The sequence below is a fragment of the Streptomyces sp. NPDC056061 genome, assembly GCF_042266885.1.
Lineage (GTDB): Bacteria > Actinomycetota > Actinomycetes > Streptomycetales > Streptomycetaceae > Streptomyces.
The window spans coordinates 212,819-228,142 of record NZ_JBHJWQ010000011.1 but is presented as its reverse complement, the minus strand read 5'-3'; the positions used below and the strand labels follow the sequence as shown (position 1 = coordinate 228,142).

At 73.0% G+C, this 15,324-nt stretch carries 12 protein-coding genes and 1 pseudogene; 1 reads left to right on the top strand and 12 read right to left on the bottom strand.

All coding sequences use genetic code 11. The annotated features are described in order from the left end of the window. Positions 1 to 323: 323 nt before the first annotated feature. The 3 genes from add to ACFC79_RS18500 are packed head-to-tail and all read right to left on the bottom strand — an operon-like array spanning position 324 to position 4,682. Complete coding sequence (add, locus tag ACFC79_RS18510) at positions 324 to 1,355, bottom strand: adenosine deaminase (RefSeq protein WP_376241306.1); 1,032 nt, start codon at positions 1,353 to 1,355, stop codon at positions 324 to 326. Between the two features lie 24 nt (positions 1,356 to 1,379). Then, entirely contained in the window at positions 1,380 to 3,152 is a 1,773-nt protein-coding gene (locus tag ACFC79_RS18505) for an adenine deaminase C-terminal domain-containing protein (RefSeq protein ID WP_376241304.1), read from the bottom strand. Positions 3,153 to 3,212: 60 nt separating this feature from the next. Next, positions 3,213 to 4,682, bottom strand: coding sequence for a purine-cytosine permease family protein (locus ACFC79_RS18500; RefSeq protein ID WP_376241302.1), 1,470 nt, complete (start codon positions 4,680 to 4,682; stop codon positions 3,213 to 3,215). Between the two features lie 235 nt (positions 4,683 to 4,917). On the opposite strand from ACFC79_RS18500, the gene ACFC79_RS18495 reads away from it, so the two are divergent. Beyond that, on the top strand, positions 4,918 to 6,015 hold the full coding sequence (locus tag ACFC79_RS18495; RefSeq protein WP_376241300.1) for a LacI family DNA-binding transcriptional regulator: 1,098 nt from the start codon (positions 4,918 to 4,920) through the stop codon (positions 6,013 to 6,015). Positions 6,016 to 6,067: 52 nt separating this feature from the next. Here ACFC79_RS18495 and ACFC79_RS18490 read toward each other — a convergent pair whose 3' ends face one another. The 9 genes and pseudogenes from ACFC79_RS18490 to ACFC79_RS18450 all read right to left on the bottom strand — a co-directional run bounded on the left by ACFC79_RS18490 (position 6,068) and on the right by ACFC79_RS18450 (position 13,655). After that, positions 6,068 to 6,844 carry a zinc ribbon domain-containing protein gene (locus ACFC79_RS18490; protein ID WP_376241331.1) on the bottom strand — a complete coding sequence of 259 codons (777 nt, stop codon included), beginning with the start codon at positions 6,842 to 6,844 and terminating at the stop codon, positions 6,068 to 6,070. Between the two features lie 402 nt (positions 6,845 to 7,246). After that, a pseudogene (locus ACFC79_RS18485) lies at positions 7,247 to 7,309 on the bottom strand (zinc ribbon domain-containing protein); the annotation flags it as partial. Positions 7,310 to 7,312: 3 nt separating this feature from the next. Continuing rightward, positions 7,313 to 7,876 (bottom strand): phage tail protein, encoded by a 564-nt coding sequence (locus ACFC79_RS18480; protein ID WP_376241298.1) that lies wholly within the window; start codon positions 7,874 to 7,876, stop codon positions 7,313 to 7,315. Next, the gene (locus ACFC79_RS18475; RefSeq protein WP_376241297.1) at positions 7,873 to 9,828 is read right to left on the bottom strand and encodes a putative baseplate assembly protein; all 1,956 of its coding nucleotides are present in this window, start codon (positions 9,826 to 9,828) and stop codon (positions 7,873 to 7,875) included. Before ACFC79_RS18475 ends, ACFC79_RS18480 begins: the two co-directional genes overlap by 4 nt. Then, a complete protein-coding gene (locus ACFC79_RS18470; RefSeq protein ID WP_376241295.1) occupies positions 9,828 to 10,250 on the bottom strand; it encodes a GPW/gp25 family protein in 423 nt (140 codons plus the stop codon). Before ACFC79_RS18470 ends, ACFC79_RS18475 begins: the two co-directional genes overlap by 1 nt. A gap of 172 nt (positions 10,251 to 10,422) precedes the next feature. Then, positions 10,423 to 12,189, bottom strand: a complete 1,767-nt coding sequence (locus ACFC79_RS18465) for a VgrG-related protein (protein ID WP_376241293.1) — start codon at positions 12,187 to 12,189, stop codon at positions 10,423 to 10,425. Beyond that, positions 12,186 to 12,908, bottom strand: coding sequence for a peptidase M23 (locus ACFC79_RS18460; protein WP_376241292.1), 723 nt, complete (start codon positions 12,906 to 12,908; stop codon positions 12,186 to 12,188). The genes ACFC79_RS18465 and ACFC79_RS18460 overlap by 4 nt, the downstream gene beginning before the upstream one ends. Positions 12,909 to 12,975: 67 nt before the next feature. After that, a complete protein-coding gene (locus ACFC79_RS18455; RefSeq protein WP_376241290.1) occupies positions 12,976 to 13,401 on the bottom strand; it encodes a phage tail protein in 426 nt (141 codons plus the stop codon). 50 nt (positions 13,402 to 13,451) lie between these two features. Beyond that, positions 13,452 to 13,655: a hypothetical protein gene (locus tag ACFC79_RS18450; protein ID WP_376241288.1), complete on the bottom strand. Its 204-nt coding sequence runs from the start codon at positions 13,653 to 13,655 to the stop codon at positions 13,452 to 13,454. Positions 13,656 to 15,324 lie beyond the last annotated feature (1,669 nt).

The following is a 15,324-nucleotide window of genomic DNA, read 5'->3' as shown; positions in this document are numbered from 1 at the left end:
CGGGGGGCTGGGGCGGGGGGGGGTCGCCCGCGGGGGCCGGCGGGCGCACGACCACGCGACCTACCGGAGGTTCGAGCAGTGGTACACGCTCGCGTTGATCACCGCGATTGTCGTGTTGTGAGGGCGGTGACCGTCCGGGCGGCGGAGAGGGAACGGTCCGCAACCGGCCTGTCGAGGGACGGGGCGGCCGGGCGGACCGTCCGGTCCCGATCGGGCCGGGAACGCGCCGGGCGGTGCGATCGGTCGTCGGTCCGGTGGCGTAGCGGCGGGGGGGGGGGTGTGCCGCGCGAAGCACCGCGGCACACCCCCCACCGGACGACCCGTCAGGCGCTGTCGCGCGCCGCGTAGGCCGCCAGCTCCGCCAGGAACTCCTCGCGCACGGCCGGCGCCGCCCAGGAGATCTCGATCGCGTTGCGCTGGAGGCGCACCAGGTCGGCGTCGGACAGCGCGGCGGGCCCGCGCAGGGCGGCCAGGTTCTCCGCAACGTAGCCCGGGAAGTAGGCCGGATCGTCGGAGTTGACCGTCACCTTCACGTCCTGGTCGAGCAGGGCGCGGATCTCGGCGGCCTTCATGCCGTCGGTGACGTGCGCGTTGGAGATCGGGCACACGGTGAGGCCGAGGCCGCGCTCGCGGATCCGCTCGATCAGGGACGGGTCCTCCAGGGCGTTCACCCCGTGGTCGATGCGGTCGACCCCGATCTCCTCGATGACCTGGCGGATGTGCTCCGTCGAGTTCTTCTGGTCGACGTCGCAGTGCATGGTCAGCCGGAAGCCCTCGGCGCGCGCCCGGGCGAAGACCTCGCGGAACTTGACCGGCGGATTGCCCGCCTCGTCCGAGTCCAGGCCGACACCGGTGATCCACTCCTTGTAGGGAAGTGCCTGCACCAGCGTGGTCATCGCGAACTCGGCCTGGAAGTCGCGCAGGAAGCACATCACCAGACGGCCCTTGAACCCGGTGGCGCGTTCGGCGTCGTCGAGCGCGCGGGTCAGGCCCCGGATCACGGTGTCGAAGGCGACTCCGCGGGCGGTGTGCGCCTGCGGGTCGAAGAAGATCTCCGCGTATCGCACGTTCTGCGCGTGCGCCTTGGCCGCGTAGGCCGCCGCGAGGTCGTAGAAGTCCTGCTCGGTGCGGAGCACGGTCATTCCCTCGTAGTAGACCGTGAGGAAGCCGGGCAGGTCGTCGAAGTCGTACGCGGCGCGCAGTGCGGCCTCGTCGGCGTACGGCAGCTCGATGCCGTTGCGCCGGGCCAGCGTGAACTTCAGGTCGGGTTCGAGGGTGCCCTCGATGTGCAGGTGCAGTTCGCACTTGGGCAGGCCGGCGATGAACGCGTCCACGGTCACGGGTGCGGTGGTCATGGGTGAACTCCTCGGTGGACGAAGTCAGTTGGCGGCCGGGTTCAGGATGTCGACGACGTCCTGGGTGTGGTAGTTGACGACACCCAGGTCGGTGACGGCGTACTCGGGGATGGCGGTGATCTCCAGGAAGATCAGGTACCCGAAGGCGGAGGGCAGCGCGCAGCCGAGCGCACGGGCGGCGGCCTCCAGGCGGTCCTCCGCCGCGGCCATCTCCTCCGGGGCGAGGTCGGCGACGATGCCGGCCACCGGGAGGGGCAGGAACTCCTTGATCTCGCCGCCGTCCACGACGACCTGGCCGCCGCCCCGCTCGGCGAGGTGGTTCACGGCGAGGGCCATGTCGGCGCGGTCGGCACCGACGCAGACGATGTTGTTGTCGTCGGGGGCGGCGGAGGACGCGATCGCGCCGGAGCGCAGGCCGAAGCCGTTGATCATCGCGGTGACCGTGCCGCCGCCGGTCTTCCCGTAGCGCTCGGAGACGGTGACGTAGAGGGCGTCCCGGTCGAGGTCGGCGCGGACCGTGCCGCCCACCACCGGCAGCGTCATCTCGACGCCCTTGCGCACGAACGGCACGGTGCGGTCCATCTCGACGACCAGCACGCGGGCCTCGTCGCCATCGGCCGCGACGCCGATCGAGCCCGCGGCCAGCGGGGCGACCTCGAAGGCGGGGGAGAGTGCGGCGGAACGCTCGGGGGCCTTCGGCGCCTCGACGGTCCGGCCGTCCCGGGCGACCAGCCGGCCGCGCGAGAACACCCGCTCGACCTGGAACGACTCGGGGGAGTCGACGATCAGCACGTCCGCGTAGCGACCCGGCGTGAGGGAACCGACGAGGTGGTCGATGCGGTACATCTCGGCGCAGTTGAGCGTCGCCATCTGGATCGCCTCGACCGGCCGCACGCCTGCCGCGATCGCCATCCGCACCAGCTTGTCGAGGTGCCCCTCGCGCAGGATGTCGGCGACGTGCATGTCGTCCGTGCAGAAGCCGACGCGGCGCGACTGGGCGCCGAACTCGGTGACGGTGCGCACGTTCTCGTTCATGAAGTGCGCCACCGACGACTCACGGATCAGCAGCGACATGCCCGCGCGCAGCTTCTCCAGGGCCTCCTCGGCGGTGTAGCTCTCGTGGTCGAGCCGGACACCGGCGGCGGACAGGGCGTTGATCGTGGTCGTCGCGGCCATGGGCGCGCAACCGAAGATCGGCAGACGGTTGCGGTGGGCGAGTTCGAGGGCGCGCAGCACCTTCTCGTCGCGGTTGAGGACGAACTCGGCGACGGTCTCCCACACCCCGAAGCACTCCGCCCACCCCTGCGTCTCCGCGTGCTCGTCGGGCCCGAAGGCGAAGCCGACGGTCGTCTCGGGCAGGGTGTACGGCGTCTTGAACGGCGCACCCCAGAAGATCTTCATCGGGCTCGCGTCGGCCTCGCGCAGCGCCTCGCGCACCCCGTCCAGGCCGGCGACCACGAGGAACTGGTCGAGCCCGGAGACGACCGAGGTGGTGCCGTACCGGACCACGGCGTCGGCGAACATCGTCACCGACAGCTTCGAGCACTCCAGGTGCAGGTGCCCGTCGATGAGCCCCGGCGTCAGGTATTTGCCGGTCGCGTCGACGATCTCGGTGTCCGGACCCTCGTACGCCGCCACGTCACCGGTCGCGGCGATCCGGTCGCCGGTGATGGCGACGTCGGCGGGGTAGATCTCGCCGGTGCAGACGTTGACGAGCTGCCCGCCCCGGATGATCCGGTCGGCCTTGACGACGCCCTCGGAGGCGTCGATGAGTGCGCGGAGGCTGGGGTGGTTCATGGGGTTCGGCTCCAGAAGCTGGTACGGGACGGAGAGACGGAACGAAGCGGAGGGCGCGGATCAGGCGGGGGGCGCGAGCGCGGCCTCGGCGCGGACGGTGCGGCGGGCGAGCAGCCAGTACACGACCCCGGCGACGAGCGCGCCCGCGAACACCGAGAGGTCCAGGCCGCCGGCGGCATCGGACAGCGGGCCGACGAACACCGAGGAGTTGACCCAGAGGATGGCGGCGGCGAAGCCGAGCAGCACCGCGAGCAGACCGGCGGGACGGACACCGCCCCGGTGCCAGTAGATGCCCTTGCGGCCGGTCTCCTCGGGGAACAGCGACGGCACGTCGTAGCGGCCCCGGCGCAGGGCCCAGTCGGTGAGGTAGACGGCGGCCCACGGACCGAGCCACAGCACGATCAGGCTCAGGAAGTTCGACAGCAGGGTGTAGAAGTCGGCGGAGAACACCGCCCACAGCGTGATGGCGGTGCACAGCGACAGATCGATGAACACGACCATCCAACGCTTGATCGGCAGGCCCACGGCCAGCAGGTTCAGGCCCGAGGAGTACATGTCCGTGGTGTTCACGGCGAGCAGCGAGACGATCGCGAGCAGCAGGTACGGGGTGGTGAACCAGCCGGGCAGGATCTCCGGCAGGCCGGAGATGGGGTCGGTGGCGTTGGTGGTCGCGGTGGCGACGGCCGCGCCCAGGATCTGCAGGAGGATGTTGGGCACCATGCCGCCGAGCGCGGCGCACGCGAACACCTTGCGGGGCGCGGAGTCGGCGGGCAGGTAGCGGGAGTAGTCACTGCCCATGTCGGCCCAGGACAGGCCGCCCGACGCGGTGACCATGGCGAGGACCAGGGAGACGGTCACCAGGGACGGGGCCCCGCCGTGACTGCCGAAGTCGGCCTTGGGCACGACGAGGAACGCCATGACCGCGAACATCGCGGCGAAGATCCAGGCGAAGTGCTTCTGCACCTTCATGATCAGGTGGTACCCGGACAGCGGCAGGAGCATCTGGAGGCCCGCCGCGACGGCGATGACCAGCAGCTTCACCGGCGTACCGGTGGTGACGCCGGCCTGGTCGAGCAGCGCCAGGCCCGCGAGCACGATCAGCACCATGCCGCCCGCCTCGAACCCGACGAGCATCACCCAGCTCAGCAGCGCCGGGAGCCGCCCTCCGCGCGGCCCGAAGGCGGCCCGGGAGACGGAGTGCGTGGAGGTGCCGGTGCGCGGGCCCTGGAGGCTGGTCAGACCGGTGACGGCGAAGCCCAGCACGTTGCCGGCGACGATCAGCGCGACCGCGTACCAGAAGGACAGGCCGAAGGAGACGACGAGCGCTCCGTAGACGACCGTGAAGACGGTGGTGTTGGTTCCGGCCCAGAGACCCAGCAGCCGGGTCGGTCCGCCCTGGCGCTCCTCGGCGGGTACGGCGTCGATGCCGCGCTGTTCGACCGTGAAGACGGACGCGGGGGACGCGTCGGACACGGCGGATGGGGCGGGTCCGGTGGATCCGGGCGGGGCGGCGGTGGTGGCCTCGGCCATGGTCGGCAGGCGTCCTTTGCGGACTCGCGTCCCGGCCCGGAGGGGGACGGGGCGGCTGGTGTACGGGGAGGTCCGGCGGGGCCGGAACGAGAGGTGCACGACGGTGTGCGAGGGGGTGGCCGCCCGCAGGGGCACGTCCCCGGGAAGGTCCGCGGGAAAGGTGCCCAAACGTTTTGGCAACGTTGCGGACGGTACTGCCTAAACGTTTTGGCAGTCAACCGGTAGGCTCACCGTCATGTCAGACGTCACAGAGCCGACGGGCCGTGCCGCCCCGCGGGGAGCGCGTTCCGCCCCACGCGCGCCGGGCGCGGCCAAGGGCAGCGGCGGGCTGCGCGAGGTCGCCCGCCGGGCCGGTGTCTCCGTCACCACCGCCTCGCACGCGCTCAACGGGGTGGGCCGGGTCGGCGCCGCGACCCGCGAGCGCGTCCTCGCCGTCGCCGCGGAGCTCGGCTACCGCGCCAACCCCAACGCGCGCGGGCTGCGCGGTGCCCGCACCGGGTTGCTCGGCCTGACCCACCGCACCGCCGTCGAGGGCGGCATCACGGACATCGAGTACTTCGTCAAGATCGTGAACGCGGCCACCTGGACGGCGATGGCACACGACTACTCGCTGGTGCTCGTCCCGCCGTCGCTGGACGGACGCCCCTTCGAGTCGCTGCCGCTGGACGGCACGATCGTCATCGACCCGCTGACCGAGGACCCGCTGCTGGGCCGTCTCGCCGGCATGGGCGTCCCCGTCGTCACCACCGGCCGCGACCTGTCGCGCAAGGACTCCTTTCCCTGGGTCGACAACGAACTGTCCACCTGTGCCGTCGCCGCCCTGGATCATCTCGCCGCCACCGGCGCCCGCCGCATCGGGCTGCTCACCGGCTCGACCGGCCAGTCCTACGACGAGGACGCGGCGAGCGCCTACCGCGACTGGTGCGAGCGCACCGGACGCCCGGTGCTCATGGACCGTGCCGAGTCCGGGACCGACTCCACCGCCGCCGCGCGCCGCCTGCTCACCCGGCCCGACCGGCCGGACGCGCTGTATGTCGTGATGGAGAAGTTCGGCTTCGCCACCCTCGCGGTCTGCCGCGAACTCGGCCTCGGCGTGCCCGACGACGTGCAGATCGTGGTGGGTGCCGACGGCGAGTTCGCGCGCAGCGCCCGACCCGCGCTCACCGCACTCGACCTGGCGCCCGAGGAGATCGGCAGGCAGGCGGCCGAGCTGCTGATCGACGTGATACGGCGGCCGCCGGAGGCCGGAGCGGGACCCGAGCACCGTCTTGTCCCCGCGACGTTGCTGCCGCGTGCCTCCACCCGGCCGGTACGGGCGGGGAAGGGGAACTGAGGACGGACCGGGGGCGCCCGGCCGCGATCCGTGCGCGGCCGGGCGTCCGGCCTCAGGTGCGCTTGAAGAACTCGACGTCCCCGACCGCGATGGGCCGCCCCTCGCCCTGGCCGGACGCCGCGCGCAGCACGAACTCGACGGAGACGACATCGCTGATGCCCAACCGCTCGGTGTGCGGTTCGGGCTTGTCGGTGAACGTCAGCTCCCTCTTGTGGACATCACCGTCCGCCGTGGTGACGATCATGTCCGCCCGGGTGGGCCGTGCTCCTTGTCGGAACTCCTGGGGCTCCTTCGACACCCCGGTGTACACGGTGACGCCCACCAGCCGGAACGGCTTGTCGAAGAAGCAGGTCAGCGACGCGCCGAGCGCGGGCGCTCCCCAGTACGTGTTGGTCACCCCGTCGATGGCCGCGGTCGCCGGATGGCCGCGGGTCGCGGAGCTCGCGGTGGCCCTCACCGGGCTGATGCCCTCGGTTCCGCCTCTTTTGTCCCGCACGTCCTCGATGAGGAGGCGCCCGGCCGGCAGGAGCAGGTAGCCCACGAACAGCAGCCCGACGATCAACAGCACCAGCAGGGACCGCCGCAGCACCCGGCCCGTTCCGCCGCCCCGCACCCGGCGGCGCAACGGCCACATCGTGCGCCACCAGGGCAGTGGCTTCGGCCCTTCCCGGGCCTGCAGCGGCGCGGCGCAGCGACGGCAGAACCGGCGTTCCGGCAGGTTCGGGGTGCCACATGCCGGGCACGGTGGCCCGTCGGGCTCCTCGTCGGTGTCCACGGGCCTGACGACGGGACGCCGGGCGATCGGCGCGGCGGGCTGCACGGCGCCCACGGGCGCGTCCGGGGCAGGCGGCACCGGGGCCGGTGCGGGACGGCCGATGGGCGGTTCTGCAGGTTCCGGGGTGCCGGGGCGCACGGGCTCGACCGGAGGAACAGGACGTGGGGCGGGCGGGGTCCGGGACGGGGAACCGGTGCTTGCCGGGGCGGCCCCGTTCGCCGGAGCGGCCGGAGCGGCCGGGGCGGCCGGGGCGGCCGGAGGGGCCGGAGCGGCCGGGGCGGCCGGAGGGGTTGAAGGAGACGGAGCGGCGGCTGCCGGCGTCGTCGCCGGACCGGCCGGTGCCGCGGGTTCCGTCGGACCGGCGGGTTCCGTACGCTCCGTGCGTTCCGCCGGGGCGTCGGGTTCCGCCCCGGCCGGAGGCTGCGACGGCCGGGATGACCAGCCCAGGTAGGAACCGCAGTTCCCGCAGAATTCGTCGTCCTCGCGGTTGGACGCACCGCACGCCGGACACGGGCGCATGGCTCAGCCTCCTGTCTCTTCCGGCGGGCCCGGCAGGATCTCCACCCGGCACCCGAGGTGTACGGGGCACGAGGCCGTGACGACGTCCAGGACGCGGTTCGCGTCCACCGGCCGGTCGTGCGCCGGCCAGACCCGCACCAACAGCTCACCGGTCGGCGCCGGGGGCAGATCGGTTCCGGGCGCCGACGACCACGCGACACCGCCGCCGTCCCGGATGTCGGCGTGGACGTCGAAACACAGCCGGAGGTGCTCGACCAGCCCGCGGCGGGTGCCGCGCCACCGGTGCAGTTCGACGGCACGGGCGACGACGGCCCGCCGCAGTTCCTCGGGCAGGGCCGGATCGAGGTCGGCGCCCACCCAGGACGCCAGCCAGGGCAGGAAGTCGGCAGGGGCAAGTGCCGGATCCACGTACGCGGGAAGGTTGTCCAGGGTGGACAGGACGGGCGCCAGAACGGTGTCCAGACCTGCGGTGAACCGCTGGGCCAGATCGTCGTCCGCGTACAGCGCGGGCAGCAGCCCGCCGATCGGATAGCGGCTGGGAAGTCCCGGCACCGCGGCCCTGGTCATGAGCCGTCACCGGCCGCGGTGACCACGACCTGGTGCTGGTGCGAGAAGACCAGGGCGCCCGGGGCGACGTCGATCCGCTCCTGCGCCGACCCGCGCCGGCCGGTGATCGGGTCGGCCGGGAAGAGCCGCACCTCCTCCACCAGACCCACCCCCGGCACGCCCTGGAGCACCGCGAAGACCTCGCCGTACTGCACCGCCCTGCCGAACGGCCACCCCGCCCCGTCCGCCCCGCCCCGCAGCGGGTCGATGTGGCGGAACAGCGCCGCGAGCGCCTCGTTGCGCACCCGGTCCACGTCGCGACCGCCCGCCACCAGCCTGGCGACCACGGTCACGCCCTGGTACGCGGGCGGCTCCACCACCAACCGGGTCCCGACCAGCCGCCGTTCGTCGAGCCGGGCCGCGACCGCCGAGAGCACCGAATCCGGCGGGATCAGCTGCTCGAACCGCAGGTGGCCGCCCTCGTCGGGGACGGCGTCGGGCACCACCAGGACCCGCACCGCGCCGCCCTCGCCCGCGACGGCGGGCAGGCACCGGACCCTGCGCAGGGAGGGGGCGGCCTCGCGGGCGATGATCTCGTGGTCCGCGGCGGTGACCGCCCGCTCCTGCACCCGCAGGATGTTGGGCGCCCGCACCTTGGCGTTCGCCACCGTCTCGCCGTCGACACCGCCCCTGGCCGCCTCGCGGTTGTCCACGCTCGCCACGTACGGCACCGAGCTGCGCAGCACGTTGATGGCGCCCCGGGCGACGTTCCCGGCCGCCCCGCCGCCCGTGCGGTAGCGGGGGACCCGCAACTGCGCGCCCTTCTCGGGCACGGCACCGCAGGCACGTATCGTCCCGTCCGGTTCGCGCACCTCGGGCGGGAACGCGAACTCCCCGGCGACCGCGTCGATCCGCACGTGCCGGTCGTCCGGCCGGGAGGCACCGAAGTGCTCCACGACGCTCCACACCTGCCAGCCCTCCCCGGAGGACACCTGGACGACCGGCGGCTCCCCGTCCAGCAGCAACGGCGCCCTGTTCACGGTGAAGCGCTGCCCGGCGACGCCCTCGGAGACGCCGAGCGGAACGTCCAGGACGGTCTCCGCGTGTTCGACGTCCGCGGTGCCGCCGACGGTGAACACCTCGGCCTCCCGGATCGTCGGCGACTCGGAGTAGAACGGCTGGCCCGGCTCCGGCGCGGTGACCCGGCAGCGCAGCCATCCCGCCCTGGTTCCCGCCGCCACCGAGGCGGTGTGCCCGGCGGGGACGAACACGGTGACCTCGCCGGGCCTGTTCAGCCCGCCGGTGCTGTCGGTGCCGGTCCGGCACGTCACCCAACGGGCACCGTCCCACGCCTCCCACACCAACGGCGGCTGCCGCGGATCGACGCCCACGCCCTCCACGCGGCTGTCCAGGCGCACGGCGACGATGCACCGGGGGACGGCGGCGGGCAGCCCGAACAGCACTGCGTCGCCCGGCTCGGGCCGGGACTGGAAGCAGGGAATGTCCTGACCGGCGCCGAGCGGGGCGCTGCGATCGGTCTGCTCGCCCGACGCCGGCGCGGTCACCAGCCGGACCAGCGAACTCGGCACGATCGGCAGGTCGTCGAAGGTCGAGAACACCACCGCCTCCTCGGCCTCGCCGCGCGAGGTGGCGACCTCCGTGCCCGCCGGGAGCAGCACGGTCTCCGGCTGCGGCGCGGACAGCCAGAAGTCCACCTCCGCCCGTGCGGCCGTCGGTGGGAACAGTGTGACGCCCAGCAGGTCGAGGAAGGCCGAGTAGTTCTTGTCCGGCACCCGGTTCAGCCGGTACAGCAGCTGGTCGACCATGTACGCGAAGGTCTCGATGAGGGTGACCCCGGGATCCGACACGTTGTGATCGGTCCATTCGGGGGAGCGTTGCTGGACGTAGCGCTTGGCCTCGTCGACGAGTTGCTGGAAGCGCCGGTCGTCCAGGTTGGGCGAGGGCAGGGCCATCAGCGCACCCCCGCTTCCGCGGAGCCCTCGGAGGACGGAATGGTGTAGAAGGGGAAGACCAGGTTGCGCAGGTCGTTGGTGGCCCGTACGGAGTAGTGCACGTCGATGTACAGGGTGCCCTCATCGACGGCGTCGAACGCGATGACCACGTCGGTCACCTCGATGCGCGGCTCCCAGCGCTCCAGCGACGTACGGACCTCCTGCGCGATGCGCCCGGCGGTGGCGCCGTCACCGGGGGCGAAGACGTAGTCGTGAATGCCGCAGCCGAACTCCGGGCGCATCGGACGCTCGCCCGGGGCCGTGCCGAGGATCAGGCCGATCGCCTCCTCGATCTCCTGGTCCCGCTCGACCATGCCGATGCCGCCCGTGGGGCCGACCCGCAGCGGGAAGCCCCAGCCGCGTCCGATGAATCCGCCGCTCACACCGGGCCTCCGATCGGCGCGGCGGCGGCCGCCGCCGCCGGGGCGCCCGGTGGCGGGGCGGCGGGGAGACCGCGGTGAACGGTGGTGCCGCCGGTGCGGGTTGCAGGGGGCATGGTGGCTGTTCTCCTTGCTGCGAAAGGGACGTCGGCCGCCGCACCGGCGGCGTGGGGTGTCAGTTGATCCGGATGAGCCTTGCCTTGAGGACTGCGAGCAGTCCCCCGTCCACGGTCACTCCCGTCCTGCCGTTGACGGTCACCGAGCGTCCCTTCACGTTCACGTCGCCCGTACCGGCGTCGATCGTGATGCCGGACGCGGAGAGGGTCACGGAGCTCAGCACCCGGGTGCCGCCGCGGGCGAACACCTTCAGCGCGATCTCGTTCCGCCGCTCGTCCAATGTGACGTCGAGTCGTCTGTCGCCGCTGGCCAGCCGGACGCCCGAGGTCCCGCGCGGACTGTCCAGCAGCTCCAGCCGGTGTCCGGAACGGGAGACCAGGGAACGGCGGTTGACCTTGCCGCTGGTCGGGTCGACCAGCGGCACGTCGTGGGGCGACGGCTTGTCGACCCCGTTGTAGAGGCCACCCAGCACGTAGGGACTGTCCAGCAGACCCTGCTCGAAGCCGACCAGCACCTCGTCGTTGACCTCGGGACTGAAGACCCCGCCGCCGCCCTGACCGCCCCACTGGACGGTACGGACCCAGTCCGTCACATAGGTGTCGTCGAGCCAGGGGAACTTCAGCCGGACCCAGCCGCGTTCGCCCTTGCCCTCGCGGATGTCGGTGACCACGCCGATGGCGAGACCCGGCATGCGCGGTCCGCGCGAGGGCGCGTCCGAGCCCCCGGTCATTCCCGCCAGGGAACGATCGGGGGCCGCGCTCACCAGTACGGTCGTGCGGTAGCCGCCGTCGGGTTCCAGGACGTGGTGTGCGGCGGTGGCCGTGTAGCGGCCGGAGAACGCGGGTCCGACATTGCCGAGGGTCACCGGCTCGCCCGCCCGCAGACGGGGGTTTCCCTCGGCGACCGCCTCGATCTCCCCGAACCCGGAGCTCACCGAGGCGGCCACCGAACCGGCCACGGCCCTCGCCTCGGCCTGGGTCCGGTACGGGGTGTCGGCGACCGTCATCAGGGCGTTGGGGCCGAACGCCCCGGCCGCCGCCGACGGGCTCAGCCCGGGGGACACGGTGTCGCTGCGCACCGACTGCTCGCGGGCCACCAGCCGTCTCTTGGTCTCGACGCTCCAGCCGCGCACCTCCACACTGTCCGCCCCGTCCGCACCGGTCAGCACCGCCCGCAGGGCCAGCAGATTGCGCCCGTACTCGAGGACCATCGGGTTCCGGGTGGCGGAGGTGGCGGGGGAGGGCGCCGACGCGGCGGGCCGCGGCTTCACGAACTGCAGCAACCCCCGATCGTCCACCCGCACGTGCGCACCGCTCTCCGCCGCGAGGTACTGGAGGAACTCCCAGTCGGAGACATTGGGTTGGGTGAGCTGCTTGTACGTGACGGGTGCGGCCTCGATCCGCCCGCAGGCGAGCCCGGCGCCCGCGGCGACCTTGCGGACGATGTCCGCGGTCCTCATGTTGCGGTAGGCCACCACCTTCCGTCCGCGCTGGAGCCGGTGGGCCCGGGAATAGGCCCGGACGACGGTGAACGAACCGGTGGTGTCGCTGTCCAGCTCCACGGCAGTGACCTCGCCGGTGAACAACCGCTCGCGCGCCCGTTCCCGCACAGTGGTCACGGAGATCTTCAGGGGGGTACCGATGGTCATCCCGGTGGCGGTGAGCAGCTTGTGATCGGGATCCCGGTACATCAGCACGGCGGTGTCCGGCAGGCCGACGTTCTCGTCGACCACGCAGCTCACCAGCTGGGCCGCCCAGACGGCGGGCAGTTCGCCCGGGGCCTCGACGATGGGATCCGCGGCGAAGGAACGTCCGGACGCGCTCACCGGCCGCTCCTCGCGGCGTGTTCGTCCGGTCCGGGCACGACCAGCTCCCTGCCGGGGACCAGTTGCATCGGGTCGTCGATGTCGTTGGCGTGCGCGATCGTGCGCCACGCGGTGGCATCGCCGTACTCCCGCCAGGCCAGCAGCGGCAGACTGTCACCGACGACGACCCGGTGGGTACGCCGTGCCTCCCGCGAGCCCGACGTCGGGTTCTGACCGAGCGTCTCGCTGCTGGCCTCCTCGATCGACAGCGAGCAGGTGGCGCGCAACGGCTTCCCGTCGATGTCGAACAGCGTGTACGAGATGGACAGGCTGGACATCACACCGTCGAACGAGGTCGTCCTCGACGTACCCCAGTCGAAGCGCACCCATGGGCTGGCGGGTGTCTTGCGGGCCAGGCTCTTCGGTGAGGGCGCGCAGGCCAGCATCAGCTGTTCCACCGCCTTCTCCACCGAATTGTCGTGGGTGGCCGTGGCGTCGAGGAACACCTCCATGGACAAGGTCCGGGGCCCACTTCCCACGAACTCCGGCATCGCCGACTCCTCGGCCATCCGGGACGGTGTGCGCCGCCACTCGGTGCTCTTGGTCAGCGACAGCTGCGCGGGGTTGAACTGCAGGGTGATCCGGGCGAGGTTCCCGCCCGGCTTGGCCCCGATGTCCGCCGGTGGTTCCATGATGGTCAGCTGGGCGCGAGCACGGCTCGTGCGGGCAGCGGGTGACATCGCGTTCCTCCTTCCGGTTCTGCACTCTCGCCGGGTCGACGGGCCCGTAAAGAAAATTGACGTTATGTCAGGAAGGTTCCAGGCCCTCGTGCGCGATCTCCAGCGTCTCGATCGCGGGTTGGGAGCTGGCGGGGTCGAAGGAGGGGCCCTCCCAGCGAACCGGCACGATGCCCTGGACCTGCCAGCTGATGATGCGGCTGAGGTCGGGGCGGAGCGCGACGATCTCGCCGTCCTTGCGCTCGACCCGCCGCATCGTGTCGTTCAGCCACCGTGCGATCTTGAGCGTGTCGGCGGTGACCGGACGGGTCAGTGTGATGTTGGTCCAGTTGATCCGTCCCGGCAGCTGCCAGGTGAAACCGTTGTTGCCGCCCTCGGCGTACTGTTCCAGCTCGACCTCGGCGCCCAGGCCCGAGCAGGTGTGGAAGGCCCCCAGATCGCTGCCTGCGATCACCAGCTTGAAGAACACACTCGTCGCGAAGATGTTGTCCGCCATGCTCTCTTCTTCTCTGCAGTTTCCGTGTGCTGTGCCGGGCAGCACCGATGTCAGCGGCGACCGTCGTGCAATCGTCCGGAGCGTTCCCGGCCCCGGCGCAGGTCGGCGCGGATCAGCCGGCTCACCGGGTCGAGCAGACGACGCGCCAGTTCCTCGATGTCCGCCGCGGTCACCCGGGGCGGGGGCGCGGCCTCCGGGCCGGACGGCCCGGTCCGTCCCGCGGAGCCGGAGGTCTTCACGGGGGCCGCTCGCACCGGTACACCGGTGATTCCGGCGCGGGCCGCCGCACGTTGAAGGGCTTGCGCCGCGCCGTGCGAGTCGTCGGCCCCCGCGGTCGGAGCAGGGGTGGGACGCGCAGACCGCGGGACGCGCACCGAGAGGGCCGGTGGCCCGGTGGGCGGAGCGCCCGTCCCGCCCTGCGGGCCGGGCGCCGCCGGCCCGACGGATTCGGGCACCACGGGCATCGCCATGCGCTGCACGGGTACGGCGGCCGGTGTCTGTTGGGCATCCGAGGGCGGATGCGGGCGTACGACCGGAACCGGGGGAGCGGCGGACGGCACGGCACCCGCGACGGGGGACACGGACGCGTATGGGCCGGGCGTCGCGGCTCGTGGTGCGGGGGACGGAGCATCCGGCCGCCGGACCGGACGCCGCCGCACGGGTTCCTGCACCGGTGGGCGGGCGTCGGACCGAGGCGGCGCCGCCCCCGGTCCGCCACGGCCCGAACGCCGCACGAGCCGCAGAAGGGAGCCGCCGACCGTCGGCCCCCGGCCCGCCCGAGCGTTTCCGGAACCGGTCCTCGCCACGCCCGCGCCCGCGGACGCCGGAGCGGGACCGGGGCCACCCGGGGCCGCCCGGTCCGCGGACACCCCACCGGGCGCGGCGCCCGGTACGGGGTTTCCCGGCACGAGGCGTTGAACGATCCCGCCGGGCGTCGCTCCCCGGGGTGCTCGTCCGCCGGGCGCCGGTCCTTCGGGCGCCGGTCCCGCGAGTTCCGGTGCCCGGCTGCTCGCACGGGGCCGGTGCGGCGGCGCGGCTTCGGCCGGACGGCTGCGCGGGTGCGGTGCCGTGTGCCGGGGCGCCGTGCCGGCCGAAGTCCGGAGTTCCCCGGGTGGCGCTCCGCCGGGCTCCGGCGGAGCGGCGGATCTCGACTGCGGTGCGTCACGGCGCCAGGTCGCTGCCACGACCGGCCGGGCCGTACCGCCTGTCGGGGCCGTGGGCGCAGAGAAGCCCTCGGCGGAGCCGGTGCTCACCTCCAGGGCCCTGCGCGGCAACAGCGCCCGCGATCGCTGGACGGCGGGTGCCTGTCCCGTACCGACGAGTCCGGGCGCCGTCCCGGCCACCCCCGCTGGGGCGATCCTGCGGATCCGCACCGGCCCGGTGGGCGAGGAGGGCGCGGGTGCGGCGAGTGTACGCGGAGGCGCGAGTGAGGTGTCCACCGCGCGACGGCCGGCCGGGACGTCCGGCCCGGACGCGGCGGGGCGCTCGGAAGCCGGGAGCGAGCGCAGCGGCATCCCGGGGGGCATGCCCCGCGCCGTCGTCGGTGCGGGGCCGACCGGTGCGGACGGCGAAGGCGCCGCGGGGTCCGCTGCCGACGGCACGCCCCGGTGGGCGTCGGCGGTTCCGCGGTGCGTCCGACGCCGGTCACCGAGCAGCGGAGCGTCGCCCCGGAGTTCGGCCGTCGACGGGAGCGAGGGGAGGGGCGAGCCGATTCCGCTCGGCGGACGAGCCCGTGAACCGGCTCCGTCGGGGTGTGGTGACGACGGGGACCCGGGGCCGCCCGGGGACCGGGGCACTTCGTGCCCGTCGGTGGGCCGGGCCCGTTCCGGTCCGGACGGCGACCGCTGTACCTGTGTCTGTGTCTGTGCCTGCTCCCGCCTCCGCCGCTGTGCCTGTGCCTGCGCTCCCGTCCGTGCCGGAGCC

Coding starts and splice junctions, on each gene's coding strand:
- add (WP_376241306.1), bottom strand. CDS start 1,355: ATGACCACCGCACCCGTGACCGTGGACGCGTTCATCGCCGGCCTGCCC.
- ACFC79_RS18505 (WP_376241304.1), bottom strand. CDS start 3,152: ATGAACCACCCCAGCCTCCGCGCACTCATCGACGCCTCCGAGGGCGTC.
- ACFC79_RS18500 (WP_376241302.1), bottom strand. CDS start 4,682: ATGGCCGAGGCCACCACCGCCGCCCCGCCCGGATCCACCGGACCCGCC.
- ACFC79_RS18495 (WP_376241300.1), top strand. CDS start 4,918: ATGTCAGACGTCACAGAGCCGACGGGCCGTGCCGCCCCGCGGGGAGCG.
- ACFC79_RS18480 (WP_376241298.1), bottom strand. CDS start 7,876: ATGACCAGGGCCGCGGTGCCGGGACTTCCCAGCCGCTATCCGATCGGC.
- ACFC79_RS18475 (WP_376241297.1), bottom strand. CDS start 9,828: ATGGCCCTGCCCTCGCCCAACCTGGACGACCGGCGCTTCCAGCAACTC.
- ACFC79_RS18460 (WP_376241292.1), bottom strand. CDS start 12,908: ATGTCACCCGCTGCCCGCACGAGCCGTGCTCGCGCCCAGCTGACCATC.
- ACFC79_RS18455 (WP_376241290.1), bottom strand. CDS start 13,401: ATGGCGGACAACATCTTCGCGACGAGTGTGTTCTTCAAGCTGGTGATC.